Source organism: Pseudomonas baetica (genome assembly GCF_019733355.1).
Classification (GTDB): domain Bacteria; phylum Pseudomonadota; class Gammaproteobacteria; order Pseudomonadales; family Pseudomonadaceae; genus Aquipseudomonas; species Aquipseudomonas baetica_A.
The window spans coordinates 43,826-62,696 of sequence record NZ_JAIHLQ010000020.1 but is presented as its reverse complement, the minus strand read 5'-3'; the positions used below and the strand labels follow the sequence as shown (position 1 = coordinate 62,696).

Annotated in this window: 18 protein-coding genes; 7 read left to right on the top strand and 11 right to left on the bottom strand. The window is 53.1% G+C overall.

All coding sequences use genetic code 11. The features are described 5' to 3' along the window. Positions 1 to 33: 33 nt before the first annotated feature. Positions 34 to 402 (bottom strand): PilZ domain-containing protein, encoded by a 369-nt coding sequence (locus K5E40_RS19185; protein ID WP_078465823.1) that lies wholly within the window; start codon positions 400 to 402, stop codon positions 34 to 36. Between the two features lie 186 nt (positions 403 to 588). On the opposite strand from K5E40_RS19185, the gene K5E40_RS19180 reads away from it, so the two are divergent. The 6 genes from K5E40_RS19180 to K5E40_RS19155 all read left to right on the top strand — a co-directional run bounded on the left by K5E40_RS19180 (position 589) and on the right by K5E40_RS19155 (position 3,757). Continuing rightward, a complete protein-coding gene (locus K5E40_RS19180) occupies positions 589 to 1,554 on the top strand; it encodes a hypothetical protein (RefSeq protein ID WP_078465824.1) in 966 nt (321 codons plus the stop codon). After that, on the top strand, positions 1,551 to 1,817 hold the full coding sequence (locus tag K5E40_RS19175) for a hypothetical protein (RefSeq protein ID WP_078465825.1): 267 nt from the start codon (positions 1,551 to 1,553) through the stop codon (positions 1,815 to 1,817). Before K5E40_RS19180 ends, K5E40_RS19175 begins: the two co-directional genes overlap by 4 nt. 75 nt (positions 1,818 to 1,892) lie before the next feature. Then, entirely contained in the window at positions 1,893 to 2,306 is a 414-nt protein-coding gene (locus tag K5E40_RS19170; RefSeq protein WP_078465826.1) for a 30S ribosomal protein S10, read from the top strand. Next, on the top strand, positions 2,306 to 3,031 hold the full coding sequence (locus K5E40_RS19165) for a Crp/Fnr family transcriptional regulator (protein WP_078465827.1): 726 nt from the start codon (positions 2,306 to 2,308) through the stop codon (positions 3,029 to 3,031). Before K5E40_RS19170 ends, K5E40_RS19165 begins: the two co-directional genes overlap by 1 nt. Then, positions 3,010 to 3,231, top strand: coding sequence for a hypothetical protein (locus tag K5E40_RS19160; RefSeq protein ID WP_078465828.1), 222 nt, complete (start codon positions 3,010 to 3,012; stop codon positions 3,229 to 3,231). The genes K5E40_RS19165 and K5E40_RS19160 overlap by 22 nt, the downstream gene beginning before the upstream one ends. A gap of 1 nt (position 3,232) precedes the next feature. Next, on the top strand, positions 3,233 to 3,757 hold the full coding sequence (locus tag K5E40_RS19155; protein WP_078465829.1) for a hypothetical protein: 525 nt from the start codon (positions 3,233 to 3,235) through the stop codon (positions 3,755 to 3,757). A 2-nt stretch (positions 3,758 to 3,759) separates the two neighbouring features. Here the strand turns inward: K5E40_RS19155 and K5E40_RS19150 are convergent, their stop codons facing one another. Next, the gene (locus tag K5E40_RS19150) at positions 3,760 to 7,125 is read right to left on the bottom strand and encodes an exodeoxyribonuclease V subunit beta (RefSeq protein WP_194940994.1); all 3,366 of its coding nucleotides are present in this window, start codon (positions 7,123 to 7,125) and stop codon (positions 3,760 to 3,762) included. Positions 7,126 to 7,303: 178 nt separating this feature from the next. Beyond that, positions 7,304 to 10,000: a PD-(D/E)XK nuclease family protein gene (locus K5E40_RS19145; RefSeq protein WP_221732158.1), complete on the bottom strand. Its 2,697-nt coding sequence runs from the start codon at positions 9,998 to 10,000 to the stop codon at positions 7,304 to 7,306. Between the two features lie 202 nt (positions 10,001 to 10,202). On the opposite strand from K5E40_RS19145, the gene K5E40_RS19140 reads away from it, so the two are divergent. Next, the gene (locus K5E40_RS19140; RefSeq protein WP_221732157.1) at positions 10,203 to 10,916 is read left to right on the top strand and encodes an EAL domain-containing protein; all 714 of its coding nucleotides are present in this window, start codon (positions 10,203 to 10,205) and stop codon (positions 10,914 to 10,916) included. Positions 10,917 to 10,944: 28 nt separating this feature from the next. Here the strand turns inward: K5E40_RS19140 and K5E40_RS19135 are convergent, their stop codons facing one another. The 8 genes from K5E40_RS19135 to K5E40_RS19100 all read right to left on the bottom strand — a co-directional run bounded on the left by K5E40_RS19135 (position 10,945) and on the right by K5E40_RS19100 (position 18,837). Further along, entirely contained in the window at positions 10,945 to 11,982 is a 1,038-nt protein-coding gene (locus K5E40_RS19135) for an ATPase, T2SS/T4P/T4SS family (protein ID WP_169904176.1), read from the bottom strand. Positions 11,983 to 11,992: 10 nt separating this feature from the next. Further along, complete coding sequence (locus K5E40_RS19130) at positions 11,993 to 13,162, bottom strand: transcriptional regulator (protein ID WP_311775960.1); 1,170 nt, start codon at positions 13,160 to 13,162, stop codon at positions 11,993 to 11,995. Next, the gene (locus K5E40_RS19125) at positions 13,143 to 13,457 is read right to left on the bottom strand and encodes a hypothetical protein (protein WP_221732156.1); all 315 of its coding nucleotides are present in this window, start codon (positions 13,455 to 13,457) and stop codon (positions 13,143 to 13,145) included. Before K5E40_RS19125 ends, K5E40_RS19130 begins: the two co-directional genes overlap by 20 nt. A 2-nt stretch (positions 13,458 to 13,459) precedes the next feature. Continuing rightward, positions 13,460 to 14,707: a radical SAM protein gene (locus K5E40_RS19120; protein ID WP_169904174.1), complete on the bottom strand. Its 1,248-nt coding sequence runs from the start codon at positions 14,705 to 14,707 to the stop codon at positions 13,460 to 13,462. Next, complete coding sequence (locus tag K5E40_RS19115) at positions 14,692 to 15,360, bottom strand: hypothetical protein (protein ID WP_169904173.1); 669 nt, start codon at positions 15,358 to 15,360, stop codon at positions 14,692 to 14,694. Before K5E40_RS19115 ends, K5E40_RS19120 begins: the two co-directional genes overlap by 16 nt. Before the next feature lie 107 nt (positions 15,361 to 15,467). Next, positions 15,468 to 16,112 carry a 2OG-Fe(II) oxygenase family protein gene (locus K5E40_RS19110; protein ID WP_169904172.1) on the bottom strand — a complete coding sequence of 215 codons (645 nt, stop codon included), beginning with the start codon at positions 16,110 to 16,112 and terminating at the stop codon, positions 15,468 to 15,470. Then, complete coding sequence (locus K5E40_RS19105; RefSeq protein ID WP_169904171.1) at positions 16,109 to 17,305, bottom strand: SPASM domain-containing protein; 1,197 nt, start codon at positions 17,303 to 17,305, stop codon at positions 16,109 to 16,111. The genes K5E40_RS19110 and K5E40_RS19105 overlap by 4 nt, the downstream gene beginning before the upstream one ends. Continuing rightward, entirely contained in the window at positions 17,302 to 18,837 is a 1,536-nt protein-coding gene (locus tag K5E40_RS19100; protein ID WP_228758998.1) for a radical SAM protein, read from the bottom strand. The genes K5E40_RS19105 and K5E40_RS19100 overlap by 4 nt, the downstream gene beginning before the upstream one ends. Between the last annotated feature and the right edge of the window lie 34 nt (positions 18,838 to 18,871).

The following is an 18,871-nucleotide window of genomic DNA, read 5'->3' as shown; positions in this document are numbered from 1 at the left end:
TCGTATCACAACCAAGCAGTCACTGCTATCGGGTCAGCGCGCTTCGGGGAAGGACTCGCCCAGACTGTGAAGAAAAATATGTTCACGAGATTCCGGAGCTTGTTCGGACAGGGCAATCCCAAGCTGGAAATTTCCGCTTCGATGATCAGTACCGCAGTTCACCACCCTCCCTTCGAATTGAAGCTCGTCACCATTCCGCTGGATCAGCTTCATCGAGATAGCATCTCCGATTCCTTTCTTCTTTTCTGTCAGGATCATAGCGCCCGCGATCGATAAATCTCGCACCCGGCAATCGGCCCAACCCAGGAGCCCTGCTACCAAACCCTTTCCTTTGATTTTTTGAGAGAGCAGCGCTCCTTCAGAGATCACGTACCGCGTGTGCCGTCGGCTGGACGCATTCATCCTTTGTTTCCTATAGCTAGTTGTGCGGATCTGTTCAGAGCGCCGTTACAGAAATCCGAGACCCCTTTTTGGCTGGTCACCTTCAAGGAACTGAATAGTATCGTCACAACATATTCAACGGCTATTCAAAACCCCCTTATGAAATTCCTCCCTAGCACAGCTTCAATTTGGCCCCGAGGTGCTGGTGTGCTCGAGTCCCGAATACCCTGGCAACTTCAGATCCCGGTGTTCCTTTTTGTTTACTTGGCTGTGTGTGTGACTCTCACATTCGCCACACCTGACGGCGAACAAATCACTTTCCTGAAAGTGCTCGAGGATCTTGGCGTCTACGTTCTATTTCTGAGCTTATGGACTGGTATCTATGCTCATTTCCGCCGTGAAATGACCTTGGGGTGGCTCGCGGCAATTGCCGCAGTTTCACTATTCCAAGAAGAGGTCAATTTTCTTAACCTGGGGTACGAAGGAATTTGCTGGATGGTCGGTCACGTACCCACCGGCGAAGAGCGCCAACGCGGAGACGTCTACACACTGGCTCTCGTTTTTACGAGCTTGATTTTGCGGTTCATCGCCCAGCGTGGGTTCCGCAGTTTCATGCGAATTCACATCACATTCTTCCTTGTGGCCTACACCACCTTCTTGTGCTGCATCCACTATCTCTTCGCTTACTACATCCAGGGCGAATTGCTGACAGAAAGGATGCGTTACCAAGAGGAACTGACGGCGACCTATCCGGGTCGGTTCAAGTATGAATGTGAGCGTCTACCCATCAAATGCTTTCAATGGGTGGGAAATGAAATCCCAGCTGAGGTTTTGGCTGCACCTTCTGCTCAAGGTATCCTAGAGTCGATCGAAAGCTCAAAAATGAGTGTTACCGGATGGCTAGAGGTCTTCCCTGCTACCGATAACGAATCCGATACCGTCCTGAGGGGGGTTAGCGCAAGCCAGAAGGTGATCATCACTGCTTACAAAAACGACACCCTACATCGGGCGGTTTTCGATGAAAAATTCCCTAGTCATTCCCTCAACGTCGCCAAGGTTGGTCTACTTTCGTTCTCAACCACATTCATAGCTGTGTGGTTTTTTGGTGGGATGCATCTGGTCTTTATGCACCAGGCCCGCAGGAAGTCAAAACCCAAGGGAGCAATTAAGTGATCCTCGACTATAAGCTTTGGAAGCAACAGGTCATCAGTCAGGCCGTCTCTGCACATGAACAGTCACTCCCTATGGTGAACCAGCTCGCCAATCCCCAGATAATGGCTCTTTACGACAAGATCCTTGGGGTTCTCACTGGGCCGCACACAATCCGAGTCCGCCGAGACCCGGGGCTGTTTGATGCACTGCGCCTAAGGAAAGCGCAGCGATCCTTCGCAAGCGCCCTCTATCATCATCAGAAAATTGCAGATCTGAACAAATAATATCGGTCAAAGTCGCTGAAATGGGGCTGTCTCTTTCCACTATTAGGGCATGAGATATTTCAAGGGCCCCGTCCAATGTACAGCGAAGCGAAATCTGCCCAAGCCTGGGATCTTGCAGATCCCAGGACCATGCGCTCGAATTTTTCCTCCGCCAGCTTCTACATCGTCATCGATGGGCTGGACCACCCTATCGTCCTGCAAACTGCCAAAACGATTAAAACTGCCCTGCGCCGCACGCAAGGGGTGAAGGTGCGAGGCCCTCTCGCGCTTCCGACTGTACGCAGACGTCACATCATTCTCCGAGAAGCCCTGTCCAATGGCTCCCGCGGTCTTTACTGCGCCAAAGCCAAACGAATCAGGAATGTCCTCCTGGTTGAATCTCCAACCTCGGAATCCATCATGTCGCTCGTGGCGTTACCACTGCCGGCGACTGTCAACATCAAGATCGAGTCGTACCAGAGCCAATACGACTTGAAGGAAGCTCAATAATGGCAAACGGTTTCTCACACGCCATGAAACACCCAAACATTGCCGTCCTCGAAACGCCCGAACCTGACTGGTTCAAAACAAGCCCTCAAAAGGGAACGTGGGCCAGTTGGCTCATCCATGGCAACCATTACGGGACATTGATTGACCTCCCGCCAAAGACTCAACTGGACATCGACCGAGGGAATTTCTTCATCGTCCTTCAAGGCTGCGTGGTTGCCTATGCACTTTCGCCAGATGTCCAGGGCAAGGGGATCTTCGTAGACGCCCTTCGGAAGGGTGACATAATCTGGCCACTTCAACCTAAGCAGGTACGGTTTGGCTACGAGACTCGAAGCCATACCTTCCTACTCGCTGTCTCAAAGTCAAAATACGATGAGTTCATGAAAGCGAACAGCTACAGCGAGACTGTTCTCATGGCCGCTGAACTGAACTTGATGACCAAGCATTCCCAGGCTGCGCAGTACCTATTTGCCAAGGACCTTGATCGCATCAAGCGGGTGATTACCATGCTGGTTGAGCATCCCGACTCACGCCCCACGGCCCGCGGTATAGAGGTCCATGCCAGCAAAGATGAAATAAGAACCCTTGCGGGGGTCGAGAGGCGGTCGGGCAGTCGCGCGTTCAAAGCATTGGAAGAGGAAGGGTTGCTGAAGTTTGATGGGTACAAGACCTTTTTCTTTCAATCACAATCTGAGGTTTCGGCATGCGCCGCAGTACGAACGTAGCTGTTAGCAAGATCGCCGCTTATGCAGAGGATCCGCGCAAGTTCGTTGGGGCCGGTGGTGGGGCATACAACCAACGTTTAGCCAAAATGGGTACCGCAGCGCATGGCCGGATCGGCGCGGGGCCAAGCAAAGGCGGATTTATTGCCATTGTGTTGGTAGCCATCGCCGCCCTGCTCTACTTTAAGGTGATTACATTCTGACATGCTGATCATTCTTGGAATTATTGTAGCGGCCCTGTCGCTGTATCTGGCCCTCAAAGCCAAGGCACCACTCGATATTTACAAGCAGTTTTCGCTGCCTGCAACTCAGTGGGTAATTGTAGGGACTGACCTAGGCAAGGGGCATCCACGAAAACGGCTCAGCGCACTCGGCGTAGCAGGTGAACCGGATGCCATTTTCCGCGGAAATCGTACAGGGCAAATTGTAATCGGTGAATTCAAAAACCGAATGTACAAGGGGTTCGTACGACGCCGGGAATACTACCAGGTGATGCTGTATATCGGCCTTGCTCGGGAGGCATTCAAAGAATCGAATGTGGTTGGGCTGCTGAGCTTTAGAGATGAGTGTGTGCAGATCCCGTTCGATGAGCAGCTATTTCGAGCTTTGGTTTCCATCAGGACTGAGGTACCCATTTCACTCAAGAACAGAAAGCCGCAAGATTCAAGGCCTCTGCATAAGCGAATGGGCATCACAGTCAAGAACCCGAAAATCAGGTTCCCTCGTTAGGCTTAGGCAACCTCTGCAAGCCGGTCGAATGCTGGGAAATACAGCACCTTTTTAACAGGGATGGTGATACCGGCATCTTTCACAGCACGCTCGTACTCATCCATTTTCGGCCGGTACCGCTCAACCTCCCGCGCAACAAAAGCGTCTTCGGACATACCCTCCGGGCAGTCCGGAGTTTTGTAGTCGCTGATCCAGTAAACCCCATCATCTTCAAAAGGTCGATCCAGGAAGCGGTGAACCCAACGTCCGTTACGGTATGCACTGACCTGCACCTCATGGCCACTGCCCGGACGCTTCTTCAAGATCCATTGCCCATGAATACTGTTTACGGTATTGGACAGCAGCCGGAGGATGCGAGCAACCGCCTGAGGAACCTCAGCAGCAGGGAAGCCTTCACGACGAAGCATCGATGCGATAGCCTGAGCCTTTGTACGCACGCGAGCTTCATCCCAGAGTTCGATACCCTGCTTACCGATCTGCTCTACAAACCAGTGGTAGACGATACCGATGGTCTTGGCGCGATAGTCGCTCCCCTCCTCCTCCCGCAATTCATCGTTCAGTTCATTTTCAGTGGGTACTTGGTCATTGCTTGCAGCCGGAACAAAGACCGTTTTAGGCAATTCGACTTTGTAGCTGGGAGCCAGGCGTGCCTTAGAGGGAACCCCAGAATCCGTAACTGCAACAATAGGGAATGCCGGGGCGACCGCTTTCACTTGGGCTCCAATAGCCGACCACAAGCACTCAGCCAACGAACCTGCTGCTGGCTTGATTTCCTTCTCTTTCTGGACCTCACCCTCGGCAGCAGGGAAACGGTCGACGCATACGAAAAGGTGGCAATCTTCTTTGGCCCGAGTCGTCCCCACGTACGCCGCCCGACATACTTCATCAGAAATATCCTTGCGAACCATGCGGCCAACGAATTTGAATAGACGACTATCAGGGGTGGTAGTGTCCAAGTCTCCGAGGTTAGGAACGACGGAAAAGACACCATCCATCTGGCGGAAGTAGAACAGAGGCGCATCATCTTTAGCCCCGCCTTTGTTTAAGCCAGGAATCAACACAATGTCGTATTCCAGGCCTTTGGAGCCGTGGCAAGTCATGACTGTTACCGCGCCAGCTTTTGGGCTTGCATATGCTTTGTCAATCGCGCGGAAAAAGGCCTGAGGGTCAATAAGGTCACCTGACTCCGTGTGTGAAGTGAGTAGCTTGAAGATGGTTTCCACATCGTCCATCTCGCCAGTATTTACCGTTGCAGGTCCGCCCAAGGCGATCCAGGCTGATTTAACAGCCCAACCCAGCTCTGAACCACGACTGGAGCGCTTCACTCCGTCCAGAACCTCCAAGAGCCTCAACACTCGGGTCAGTCCTTCGGAAGACAATTGAGCCTGCACGCCTTCGTCGCGTAGAGCATTCTCAATGACGTTATGCCCCCGGGCGACAGTCAAACAGTCTGCCCAGCTAAGACCAACGAACGCTGCCCGTAACAGTGCGATCCACGAAGCTCGATCAGCGGAATGCCAGAGTGAACGAATCAGTGAAATCACTTCAGAGACAGGGGCAGCCTCTCCAATGGGATCAATATCCTTACCGCGAACCTCAATTCCAGCCTCTTTTAACATCGGCAGAATGTGTTTCAGGTGCGAGCGACCACGTACTAGGATTGCGATCGACTTTGAAGGGTCTTTTGAAAGGGCTTCCTGAACAACCTTTGTAACTTCTTCGGCTTCACCGATTTGACCTGTGGCCACGGGGTGTACGCTCACACCGCCATCGCCTTTCCGGAACGCTACCGATGGGACGAACTCATAAGCTGAGTCTTTGAAGACCTCGGCATAGGTCGCGTTATTCCACTCAACGACGCCCGGCAAGGACCGAAAGTTGACAGTCAACCGGAGAATATCCATTTGCTTGGGCCCGAAAGCTTTCGCCTCGACAACTGACGTGAACAGATTCAGGTCAGCGCCACGGAAAAGATAGATCGACTGAAAGCCATCGCCGACATAAGCGATAGAACGATTGTCGGCCGGCTCCCAGTTCTCTACCAGCAGTTTCAATAGGTCGTACTGGGCCTGGTTGGTGTCTTGGAATTCATCAACCATGATATGCAGAATCCGGTCTTCTTCGAGCAAGGCGTCGCCGACAGTCTCACCAGCGCCGAGAGCTTGAATGGCGCGCTGAGCGATTTCAGGGAAGTCCAGTGAGTTTGTCCCTTCCATTGCCAGCGTCAGATTGGCCAACAGATACCGAAGAATTACCGTGAAGTGCTCGACCATTTTTGCTGAACGAGCTGGGTATTGAAGTTCTGGCAGGGTTGCAAGTGTGGCTAGGGCCTGAGCATATTCTTGAGAATGAGGGTTAACCTTGAGGTCAGCCAGAATTCCATTCATCTCAACTGTGCAGAAATGCTTAGCTGGGAATCCGTTGGCTACGGTTACTTTCGCCCGGAGCGTGCCGGTACTAGTCAGCATGTAGGAGGCAAATTGCCCGAAATATTCGAGCGTTTTCGCACTCGCAATGGCAGCGGGCATTTCCGCAGCCCACTCGAAACCATCAAGGGCACCGGAGGCAGATTTAAGACAAGTCATTGCACGTTCGAGATCAGATCCTGGGATCAGTGAAATAGCTTGTTGGGCAGCATGCAGAACAACTGAGCTGACCGCTTCCTGCATTTCAATAGTGTCCAGTGCCATGATACGGCCGGCCCACTGATCGCGTTTCATTAGTAGGTTTTCGAACAGTGGAACCAAAGCTTCAAATCGGTTTTTAGCGAAAGACAATACCGCCTCAAGCGCGTTAGAGAGAGCCTCAGGAATGTCGTTGTCGTTAACGGACTTGAGGGTTTCGAGAATCGCTTGACGATAGATGAGCGAAGCATCGTCGGTAGTTTTACCGCCACCCAGCCCGGACATGATTGGAGTTTTGCTTGCCAGTGAAGCGCAAAAGCTATCGAAGGTCATAATGCGCAGACGGCTAGGGTTCAAGAGAAGGTTCCAACCCATTTCCTTATCTCGATCCAGCACCAAACGAGCCAGACGGTATTGCGGGAGCTCATGGGCCAATTCAGGCTCAATGCCAGTCGCTGCCTGCTGCAACGCACCAATAACACGCTCTACAATTTCAGCAGCAGCCATGTTGGTGAATGTGATAGCCAGCACTTCCTCAGGGCGCTCCACGACTGTCAGGCAGGAAAGCAAGCGCATTTGCAAGGTAGACGTTTTACCTGATCCGGCCGGGGCCAGTAACAGTAGCGAGCGGCGAGGGTCGATAGCCAGGGCGCGCGCTTCGGCATCTGCAATGCTGAGACCTCGGATTCCAGCAAAAATAGGGTCCAGGTGCGGCAGAGCGGCGAAGGGTACGAATGCAGTCATGTGGTCAGCTCCAATTCAGATACACCCAGAATAACGTCGCCCCCGCGTGCCACCAGCCGCCAAAGTAATCTTTCAGGACGCAGGTCGGTAAACCCGGGATTGGACTAAAAGTTTTCGCATGCGGAATGTTTTAAGCTATGGGCTCCCCTTCGCTATGCATTGGGAGCCCGACTGACGCTTATCGTGCGATAGGCGCAATGTACTCGTAGCCGATTGGAAACCCCTTTCCACATAGGTCCAGAGTCGCTTCGCCACGGATGAAGCCAGCACTCATAGAATCCAACTGCCGGTTCCATGCATCCTTCTGAGCTTCCCATTTGTCCGAGGTATCGACGTCCTCTTGTCTGGCCTTCTTCCCTTCGACGAGATTGGCCGAAAAGTTTGAGCGAGCATGAAAACCGAGAGACTTTTGATTCACCTGAGCCAGCACAATGCCGTCGATTGGTTCTACTGAAGCGACACTGAGGTCGATCTTGGTCGCGTAGATTGGCAATTGAGGCTCTGTGAGGGTGGAAGCATTCAGACTGTTCATCCGCATCTCTTGGCCTGTCTTGTAGTCAAACACAACACTCCGAGAGACCGTTTGCTCTTCGTTCAAGAAGATGCGCTCCCGACGATCAAGGCTTACCGTCAAAGGTACCTGCCCAACAACGATGTCATGGCGTTCTTCAAAGCCGATAACCTCGAACTCGAATTCCCGCTTCTTTTCGAGCTCCAACCACTCAATGGTCAGGTCGACGATACGACGTTGCTCAAGCATGATCAGCTTCATGCCGTAGCGCCAGATCAGCTTGTATAGAAGGTCCTCGGAAGCCAGCTGAGTGTGGTGCTGGACCTTGGCTTTGAGCTCGGCAACCGAGAATGCCTTGAGTGCCTTGGAGGTCACCACCTCAGTCCAAAATTTTTCAAGCACAAGGTGGATCATTGTCCCTTGGATTCGAGGATCAAGGCCGATGATTGGTTGCGGAAACATGTTGGCTCGTAGGCGATTGCGCACGAATGAAAAGAATGGGGACTCTGCATAGTCCTTGAAGATGCGAACTCCACCCTTGATATCAGTTAGTTCGATATCGCTGACAGCTGGGGCCACCTCTTGCTCGTAATTATTCCTATCCAACTGGCCCATCAGGTCATCAAGGAAGTCACCCTTTGTTTCCAGGGTAGGTGCAGTTGCGGGCCACGTGCCAAACAACTCACTGGCCCCGATGGCCGCCCCCTTTTCGTTATGGCTGGGGCACGACACCGTGACGTCAGCGCTAGAGCTGAGGAGTGCGCCCACGACACTTTGAGCATATGCGAGCATCCCTTCGCTAGAGGCGTCAGAAATCCCCGCATCAATCTGAAGATCGGTAGGAATGAAGGGTGATGGCTCAGCGCGGCCCGGCAATACGTTGTTCGATGCGCCAACGATCCATAAGGCGTCGAAGTTGAGGCCGATAGCATCCTCATAGCCCAAGATCGAAACTGGGGCCAAATGGCTGATACGGGGCTGGAATTGTCGTGTGTCTACGACCTCCCTGAGCCACATGAATGCTCGCTCATACTGAACAGTCCCGAGTTGAGCATCCAGTGTGCGGAACATTGCAAGCGCCTCAGCCCAAGCATTAAGTGTCTGGAAATTGGCACTGTCCAGTTCGCTCTGACCGGGCCAGCCCATATCGTTCAGGGCTTCGGTAAAATGGTCGGCCCACTCAGATGGATATCGGCTTTGCTCGCCGGACACCAACTTCTCAAGAAGTCCACCAAAGCGCTTTCGGAAATCAGGAACTGCATCCCCCTTGTATGCCCCAATAGCCCGCAGAAAATCCTTGCCACCCATGTTCAGGCCTAGGTTGTCACGGAACCACAGATCCAGAAGGGCACGGGTCGCAGACTCGCCCACATGGCCAGCAATCCAGCGAGAGCGCAGCACACGGCTGAAAGTCTCGGAATCTGCCTTGTCGGGCGTGATGGACAACAGATCCATAGCCGCACGGATCATGGGGCGGCTACCCAGCGTTGCACCACTGGAAATATCCCACGGCGCGCGTGTTTCACCATCCGGACCAGCAGGCATTAATGATCCTGGGCTCGTATGCAAGCTCAGCGCATCAAGCAAGGGGCCTTTGTAGGAACGGATGTCAGGTACGACGATGGCGAGTGAAGGTGCAGCATGAGGGGCGTCCACGAAGGGCAGCAGGTGATTTGACACCCATTGCGCGACCTCTAGCATTTCGCTTGCATTATTGTGGCTGCGCACAAGACGCGGGGTCGTCTTATCCCCCTCTGCTGAGACGATAATTACATCAGTACCGAGATCCTCTAAGGCATCGAACACGGCCTTTTCTGCTGGGTTCAGGGACATCATGCCTACGATAATCACCCGCTCCGGGGGTTGAACATCGCCAGCCTTGATAGCCTTAAGCAGAAGCGTAGGGAGGTGAGCACGGAACACATACTGTTTTGCGCCGCACACGCTATCGAGTTGAGTCTTCCATTGGAGGAAGGCCTCAAACTCTTCTTTGAATCGGAAGCGATCACTATCCATCCCAATCAGGTACTTGTTTACCTGCGAGTACGCCACCCCAACTCGGCGAGCTGCGTTCGTGGAAGAGATCATGTTTGACGGCAGTAGGTCCGACTGGTCAATTACCGACTTCACAGTGGCCAACTCCTGAACAGGGTTGAGGGCTTGTTCGTCGGGCATCAGCTCCAACCAAGTGGTCTCAATCCACTTCGTGATGGTCATAATCTGCCCCTGGGTGAACCAAGCCTTCTTCCCACCTACCGCCTGGAGCAGTGCTGCTTGTAGCTTAATGTGTCGCGCGACACGCTCTGTCGAGGCCAGGACAACTGTCCCGTCTGTGATGTTTGAGAGGTGGCTGAGGAATTTCATTCGGGCAGATCTCCGTTATCGATACACCCAGAATAACGGCGGTCTTTAGTGCCACCAGCCCAGACCAAATGAATCATTTCCAACGGAATGCGGCAAATGGGGTAGTGAGATCCCACTATTAAGGTATCCGCTCAATGCTTGGTTGCGTCATATGTCGATCCAGAGGTTATCCCAGACTTCGCCTTGGGCACATGAGGGATCAGTGCCCGTAAGATTCAGCCTGGCATACCAGCCAGTCTTCAGTGTCATGGATGACCAAAGATCAGTAATAGCCTTTGAGTCCTTGCTTCGGATTTCTGACAGCACTGGGACTCAGGGGCCAGCTGCGCTTGTCGCGCGTGCAGAGTCTGATGGTTCGATTGTCGATATCGACCGCTGGGTTCTGGCCCAGGTGATCAATCAATTGAAATCCCGGCCGAGGCTTTCTGTCTGGATCAACACAAGCCAGTTGTCGATCGCGCACCCATCCTTCGTCGGAGATGCCGTGCAGGCCCTCCTTGCAGCGAATGTGATGGGCAGGGTCACGTTTGAAGTGACTGAAACTGCAGACGTTGATGCTCACCTGCTTGCGAAGCGTCTTGAGGCTCTTCGTTTACAGGCGCTGACAGTGATGGTCGATGACGTGCGTGATGGTTACGCAAAGCGCTCGCTCTTGCTTAGCGACTCGGTTGTTGGCTGCAAACTCTCACGCGAGTCAACCATGGAACTCATGGTGTCTGAGTCAGCGCGGGCAGAGGTGCAGCGTCTGGTGAAGCTTTGCCGTCGGCGGGGTAAGCAGGTTGTGCTTGAGGGAATTGAGACTATAGACGAGTTGTCACTGGCCAAGCATTTGAATATTGACCTTTGCCAAGGGTACCTGCTTGGTATGCCGGCAATCCCCTCAGAATTACAACACTTCGCCGAGATGCGCCCCTGACTGAGGGGCGCTACAGCGTATCAATACATTACCGAACGTAGTCCAGTTGTGAGTCGTTGATACGACCACGTGTCTCAAGCCATTGGCGAAGTTCTTCACGTGTTGCCTGATTCTTGCTTACCCAAGCTGTCGCCGACTGGGCCATAGATACACGTTTCTGAGAAACCATTTCGTTCATCAACTGAGGCAACTTCTCTGGGCCGTCAGCAATGATCTGACGTACAGAGTTGGTTACATACAGCGATTCGTAAATGGGAAGCGGCTTGCTTTTCCCGTCACCGCGTCGATAGACATGCTGCCACCAAAGTCCGCGTAGAACAGATGGCAAGATCCGAGCGAGTTTGGGATCGAGCAGCGAAGCCATGCGCGTTGGGATATCGATGGCACTGTCCGCATGGAGGGTACCCACAACACTGTGACCGAGGGATGCGGCGAGAACCGCTGCGTCGGCAGTTTCTGGGTCACGAATCTCACCAACCATAATTGTGTTGCGATACTGCCGGACGAAGTCACGGATCGCTTCTGCGAATGAGTCAACGTGCGTACCTACTTCACGCTGAATCACTCCCCCGCCCCGGAACTCAACTTCAATAGGATCCTCCACCGTACCGAGGTTTCCGCGTTTGCGCCCCAACTGCTCGATTGCTGAGATCATCGTTGTCGATTTACCTGACGACATCTGCCCCGCAAAAATGGTCAAGCCCGACCCCTCAAGAAGCGGACGTATCGCGTTCCAGTCCAACCCTAGATCTTTCTCAATTCGCGGTATCGAGCTCATGAGTTTACGCATGGTAATGACCTGGCCGCCCGAGGAGTCAGCCAAGATGCAGCGGTAACGTTCCCCGTTGAACGGGGTGGTGAAGTTTGCGGCCTTACGCTTGTTACCTCTACCCTTCTCAGAGAGCATTTTATCGAAGAAGTCTTTCCACGCTCCTGGAGGCTTCATTATTTCGAACCGACCGCTGTTATCTTCAGCCTCAAGGCTGTCCTTGGTCAGAGTGATGTTAGTCGCGTCCTCCGGCCTCAAGGGTTTGTCATTAAGATGACTGGTTGTGAGCACAGACACCGGGTTTCTCCTAGTACAGTTGAACGGGGCCACTGAGGCGGGGATCTAAGGCGTTGCGATTGATGGCATGTGCCACAAATCGCTTTGCGCCGAAGCACTCATCGTCAGGCTTGTTTGGTTTTGCGAACTCGAGAAGGCATGCGTTACGAAATTCGCAGGATGCACATTCAGGATTGTTGTTCCTACGCATCTGCCGACGCAGGTACAGAAGCCGCTCTCGCGAACAGAGGATGTCTCGAAAAGTCACCCCCGGCTCAAGGATGTTCCCAAATGAGTGCAGGTACTCCTTCCAGCCATCACGGTAATTGGGAAGAACCATGTCGCCATCGGGGAGGAGGAACAGTGTTTGGCCGGCCATGTTGCTCATGGCGTTGCCTTTGATCTTTTCCACGGCAAAGTGTGCTTCGCCGATCGCAGGAGCATTGACCCCACGCTCCTGCAGCTCGTACCAGTAGTCGAGCATTTCGATCATGAAGTCATTGAAGGCTTTCATGGTTGGGGCAAGTACTTCGTATTTGCCGGGCACGTCGTTCTGCTCATTGAGCATGAACGGCAGCCAACCCGACTCCTGAATTCCCATCTCACGTAGCTTATCCAGAGTGTGCCTTGGGCCCTGGGTCAGGAGGTCCGAGTTGACCACGCTGATGGTACCGACATTCAGACCTCGCCTGATCGCCTCCCGAACCTTGAGTTCCCACTTGCGTACATAGTTACCTGAACGCATATCGCCATCGTATGAGGTCTGTACATAGCCATTGCAGTGCTTCTTCCACAGCGGTTCCCATACATCGAGGTCGACACCAAGCATTGAGGTCAGCATCACATGACGTACTTGGTAGCCCTCTGCTGCTGGGAACTCTTCAGCCATCATCTGAACGTAACCTTCGAAATATTCAGGCCCGGCGGCAGTTGGCTCCCCACCGTAGTTGTACGCAATGATGGTTTTCTGATCCGGCTGCTGCTCCTCGAAATAGTCGTAGATCTTGCGACAAATGACCCGCAGATCATCGAGGGACATAACGCTCTTATCTGCTCGCTGCTCCTTGCTCAGATAGCAATGTTTGCAGTTATAGGGGCAGTGCAGCGTCGGCATTATGGTGAAAACGAAGTAACCATTTTCAATCGTGTCTGGCCGAAGGGCTGGGCCCATGAGTGAAAAGCTATCGCTGCCGGACTGCACGCAGCACCTCCTCATCGATAACGAATCGGCCTTGGCCAAGCTTGTTGGATTCCTCAATGAGGGATTCAGCTTTTCTGAAATACGGCGAAGAGGCGTCCTCTACGTAAATCGGGGTCGACTCAAGGTGGGTCTCGAATTCAACCTCTTCAGGCGTGCGCTCGCCGCTGCCCTGCCCTTGCTTTTTCTCCAGGGCAACGAGGGTTTCGAAACTCAGCAATTTCTTGGCAGCGCGGAAAATTATTCGAGCCAAGAGAGGGAAAATTGAGAAGAATCCTGGTGTTCTAGACTCGTCCACTTTCACCCCACCGCAATCAAGTTATTTCCCATCGCGCGCTCACGCTCGAGAACAGACTTTGGAAGTACGCCTTTTTCCTCGACCAGATGGCGCACGTACTTTATGAAGGTCTTGAAGCCCGGGCATTCGTCTTTCTGATTCCACTGCTCATGCAATACACCGCAGTTTGCCTGGCACAGCGTTCGCTCATCGCAGGTACGACATATCTCTGGCAATCGCCGTGCCTTCGCGACCTCTCGCAAATAACTTTTTGAAGTGAGAACATCGTGGACGGACGTCGTAAACTCAACTTCGGTAACACCACCCTCCCCAATGACCTCTCTCGTCTCAAAGACATTGCCGTGGGAAACGTAGTCGTTAGTGCCACCCTTTTCGATACAGCTGATCGTACGGCCGTCAGAGTCGAAATCCAGAGCGCCAGCGACGATTGGACATACCACGTCGTCCGAGGGGACGTTCCGGAACACAGCTTCAAGCCATGACTCGCAAGGATTGATCCAGAGGTCATCGATGTGATCACGCTTGGCCAGGTACCAGTCCATCAGTTCCATATAGAACTTTGAGGTTGCCGCGTGCTTGGGCTGAATGAGTTTTGCATTAAGATCCCCATCGCCCGATGGGATGAAGAAGCCGAAATGGACTTTCGTGAAACCCAATTGGTACAACTCTTCCATCATCGCAACGGCGCCGGCTTCGACAACAGGCTTAACTAGCGCAGTCGTGACAGCGAAATCTTTGGGGCCGTAGATTTCTGGTTGTCGGGATTCATTCATGAGCGTGGTCACATTGTTTCGCCAGATCTCTTCCTGCCTACCCTTCGTGAACCTGGTAGACCGCTCATAGGATGTTGATATCTTGTCGAACAGCCGGGCGACATCAAGCGCCTCTTTTGTCACAAGGTTGGTCACAATCGAGAATGAAACTGCTTGTGGGATCAGGGCAAGCAATGCCTTAGCTTTAGGCAATGCGCTTTCATAGAATGGGACTCCAAGCATCGAGGGTTCACCGCCGATGACGTGGATATCGACATGGTTGTAGCGCTGAGCGAAATTATGATCCGCCTGCATGTGCTCGACGATCCCAGCCACAATGTGGAGAAACTCCGTTTCGCTCATGTCAGGACTCTTGTCCTTTTTGTCGGACAAAATGTAGCAGTGTGAGCAACGTAGCTGGCACCGGCGAGTGACGTTGATCTGAAACAGGAATGTGCTGCGCCCCGTTTCGCCGATTGAGGTCAAGCCTGGCTGCATGGGGGCGTTCCTTTAAATAAGACTGATCGGAGGTCGTCGATTCGTCCGTCGCTATCAACCACCTCGGGTTTGTTTAATCTTGCTTGGCCAACGCGCGTGTAAGCACTCCCGCTTGAGTCAACGAACGATGACGGGTGGCTTGTCAAAACGACGTTGCGGGCGCTGATGAATTCGATCTCATCGTGGTTGATGATCGTTCGGTGTAGACGTCTTGAGAGGTATTTCCAGGCAGGGTTGATTCCCGCTGCATCCCGCTCTCCAGGACGTACCGGAAACAACACTTCACGACCTGGCTCACCACGGATATGTCCGTGACTAGTCTGAAAGGTCGCACCATCAATCAAGGTGACCCGGCTAGTGGCCATGCAAGCGCTGCAGAGAAATGAAAGGCATTCGGCCATAGAGACCCCGGAGGGTAATGACGGGAATCGACTGCGGACTTCCTCGGCGATCGCTTCATCCCAAGAGTTGAAGATCGCGACCGCATTTTTGCCATAGTCAGGATTGGGCCATGATTTGGCGTCCAGTGTGTCTGGGAGCATGACAACTTTTTTGCCCTGGTCGGCCAGGGAAAGGGCTGCACAAATCCCCACGAGGGGATCATTTCCCATCACAATCGTGTCGGGACGTAGCGACCCGTAAATCCCGTCCACAAAGGCATCAAGAACACGTAATACAACTCCAGTACGCGTTAGCGAAACCGGAGCCGTTATTAGTGCATCCCTGAATTGAAGCCGCCTCAGCGGGAGGTGAACACTGCTCAACGCCAATCATCTCCATATCTCTTGCGCGGGTAAGCACGCATTACATTCTCTCGATAGCCGAATTGGCCAATCAGTGTGTAGCGCGCCTTGTCGCAAAGGATCTCAGACACGCTATGAACCCATCTCGGGTTCGTGTTAATCAGCCATACGGCTGTGCCATGGTTGGGCGACACAGCTTCTTTCACGACAACCTTTGATGGATCGACAAGCGCTCCCTTGTCGTCAATGTCACCCTCACCCAACAACAGCTGCCCGCCGTCTTCAGGAGTCCAGATTTCGTCCGATAGGTAGATGATCACCACCATCTGCATGGGGTCGTAGGAGTCGTGGTGCCATCCCATCGAGTCCCCACGCTTACCACGCTGGAGCATCACGTTAGTCCGGCTCCAGTCGCCCATATGGGCCCGGATGTGCTCTGTCTCTTTGCCCAGACCAATCAATTCCATGGGCCCCAGGTAGTCCAGCGGTACTGACAGGCTTCGCGAGGGATCATCTTCTTCCCACGACACCACATCAGGGCTGCCAGGCTTATCGGGCTGGAAATCATCCGCCTTCGCGGCCTTCAGAAAAGCGTCAGCAATGTGCCTAGGGATAGAGCTTACAGCGAAGCCATCCCTGTAAATCGAATTCAGGTGCTTCAAAATTCAGCCTCCACCATTGCGGCCAGTTTGGCCCTATCAAGACCCGCTGATTTGGTGTTCGCGTGCCGCATGTCGATTCTATGAAGCCAATCAACGACCTCACCTAACCCATGCTCGGCGACGCCTTGATCGATCAGTGAGAACAGAGACTTCCAACTTGTGCAGTGCTGGCTTCTGCCGTACATGCCACGCCCTTGAGCTGCTGACTCGAACATACAGCCACCCTGGCATTCAGTGAGATACGGACACGAACGACAGTTGTCGTCGAGACGGTTCGGCCGCTCACTGAGCATTGCAACCATTTCAGCGTCCCAAATGCTTGTGAGGGCATTGCCTAGCTTCCCTATTCCGCCATCGGCCATGTCTTGGCATACATAGAGATCACCATTCGGCTCAAGGGAGAGTGACCGCTTGGTGCAGTCGGACTGAAACGCACAGGCAGCGCCTACAGCTTGCTGCTGGCCAGACAGCGTTCGAACTCGTGCCTGAGTGAGGTAGAAGTAAGGCTCTACGATGATGGGTAGTCGCATGAACCATTGGCGGAAACCTGTTACAAATGCGTCCCTTGTAGCCTCTGCCCCCTGCAAAACCTGGCCTGGAGTGCCCCCCTGGAAGAGCGGGCGGAGAGTCAGCATTCTTTGATCTCTGGCAGAGAGCATCATTTGTCGGGCTACGCCGTTTAGGCCAGATTCATCAAGGACATATACGGCCCCCGGCACACTCCGCTCACGCCGAAGAGCGGTATCAGCCTCCTTCCAAATAAGACGGTACTTTTCTGGCGAACCAGCAACGGTCCGGACATCACTCATGTCATCTACAGAAGTACCAAGCCGACCTTCAAACAAATCGTAAAGTCGTTTTGCCCGGGCGGGAGAACCAATCAGATTACTCTGGACACCATCTACAAATTGAATCCCACGTGAGGCTGCCATGTCGCGCAAGTAGGTGACACACTCCAATAGCTCTGCGTGAGGTACCGTCAAAATCTCTCCGCCGATGTACTGGGCAGTGAGATGTGTCGGAGAAATACCGAGTTTTTGAAACCCTTCCTGGAATATGAAATCGATAGAGCGCTTGAAGTCATTTGCGGGCATTCGTGTCGACTGCGATTCCTGCCAGCTACTGCAATACCCGCAATCGGCATTGCAGGCCTTTGTCATTCGAATATGAAGCGTGAGTGGTGAGGGAATCATGCTGCTCGCTCCCGCATCTGAATCACCTGGCTACAAAATTGGATCATCTCCTCATGGCTTCCACCGATCGTTTCCGCTCCAACTGGCAGACAACCCTCAAGCTCCTGAATCGTCCGCATCATCAGCTTGGACAGATACCATTCGCCGCGGTAACGAATCTCATTGAAAACGGCGACCGGGTCGAACTCGAGGAAATGAAAATTGCCATAGACAATATGCCGATAGAGCTCTTCTCCACCTTCGTCGGCGGCTTCAACGTACCAGCCCGGATAGTCATCGATTTGGGCACCAATTGCATCGTAGAAAAAGAGCCGCTCTACCCACCTTTTTTCGAAGAGCTTTCCAGGCTTCATTGCTACTAGCCTGGCCCGGTCGAACTCAGTGAAATACTTGTCGTAGTTACCAGCAACGCAGTCCTCAATGAGTGGCACATCCTTGCCCTTGGCCACAGCAGTCGTAACGAGCCTCTTTGTCATTCCCCCCTGGCGCCGGCGAGCTTCTGTTCGTCTGAGATAGCCAGCTCGGTCCAACCTACCTACCGTGGTTTCATCTGCAAAGTCCCACACGCGCTTCAAACCAGCACAATCGCCAGACGCAATGAGCGATGACATATTTGGATCGAGATCCTTATGCCACGCCCACCCTCCTGAGCAGGTGATGGCGAATTTGCACGTCCCGCATGCTTGATAAGGCATCCGATGCCGAGAGACGTACTCAGGAGTGTTATTGAAGATGGCCTTCGCTGAGAACAGTGGATCGTGCACGGATAGAGTCTGGGTCGGGAAAATTGACTCATTACCGGTGTAGCTAGAATTGAACGTGACCTGCCCATTGGGCTCGATTTCTATGTCGTATGAGTCGTTGCCTGGATAGTGATAGTGCTCGCCTGATCGGGAAGCGGTTCGCATCTCCACAAGCGGGCTGATAGTCACACCCTGTGGAACCAAGGAGTTGAGTTCAAGCAGGTAGTCGGAAACATCTCCGTACGTACAGGTCTTCAAGAAATAGCTCTTACCGCTGCCGGCCGGATACAGCATGTCGCAGCTGATGTCAGTTATTCCACGGCTGACGAACTCATCGACGATGAATTGAGGGCCGCGCTCAATGACTCCTCGGCTCATAGTGATACACAGTGTTTTCCGTTTGATACCGGTAATGGCTTCAAGCGTCGCGAAATACCGAGGAAGTAGTTTGTCGTTTTTTAGAAACCTGTTGGTGTCGGGCTCCCACGGGACAAAAATGTCAATCCCGTAGCCAAACTCGGTTCCGACAGAGTTGAGGAGGTCAATGTAACCAGGGTCTTTGAAGATAAGATTTGTGCACCAGATCAACGCTGCCTCAGCGTCATAAAGGGTTTCCCAGGCCTTCATAGTCTTGAGGGTCCACGGCAGGTTCCGCTCCCAGAACTGGAGGGGCATCATGGTCAACTCCCCACCCAGCAGCTCCACGTTTATCTTGGTGACCTTTTTGTCGCGACAGAACAACTCCTCGATCCGCTGGAAGGACTCGCGGTAAGTACCTTCATCCATCATGCTTTTGTCCCGCAAAAGGGCGGGATCGACATAG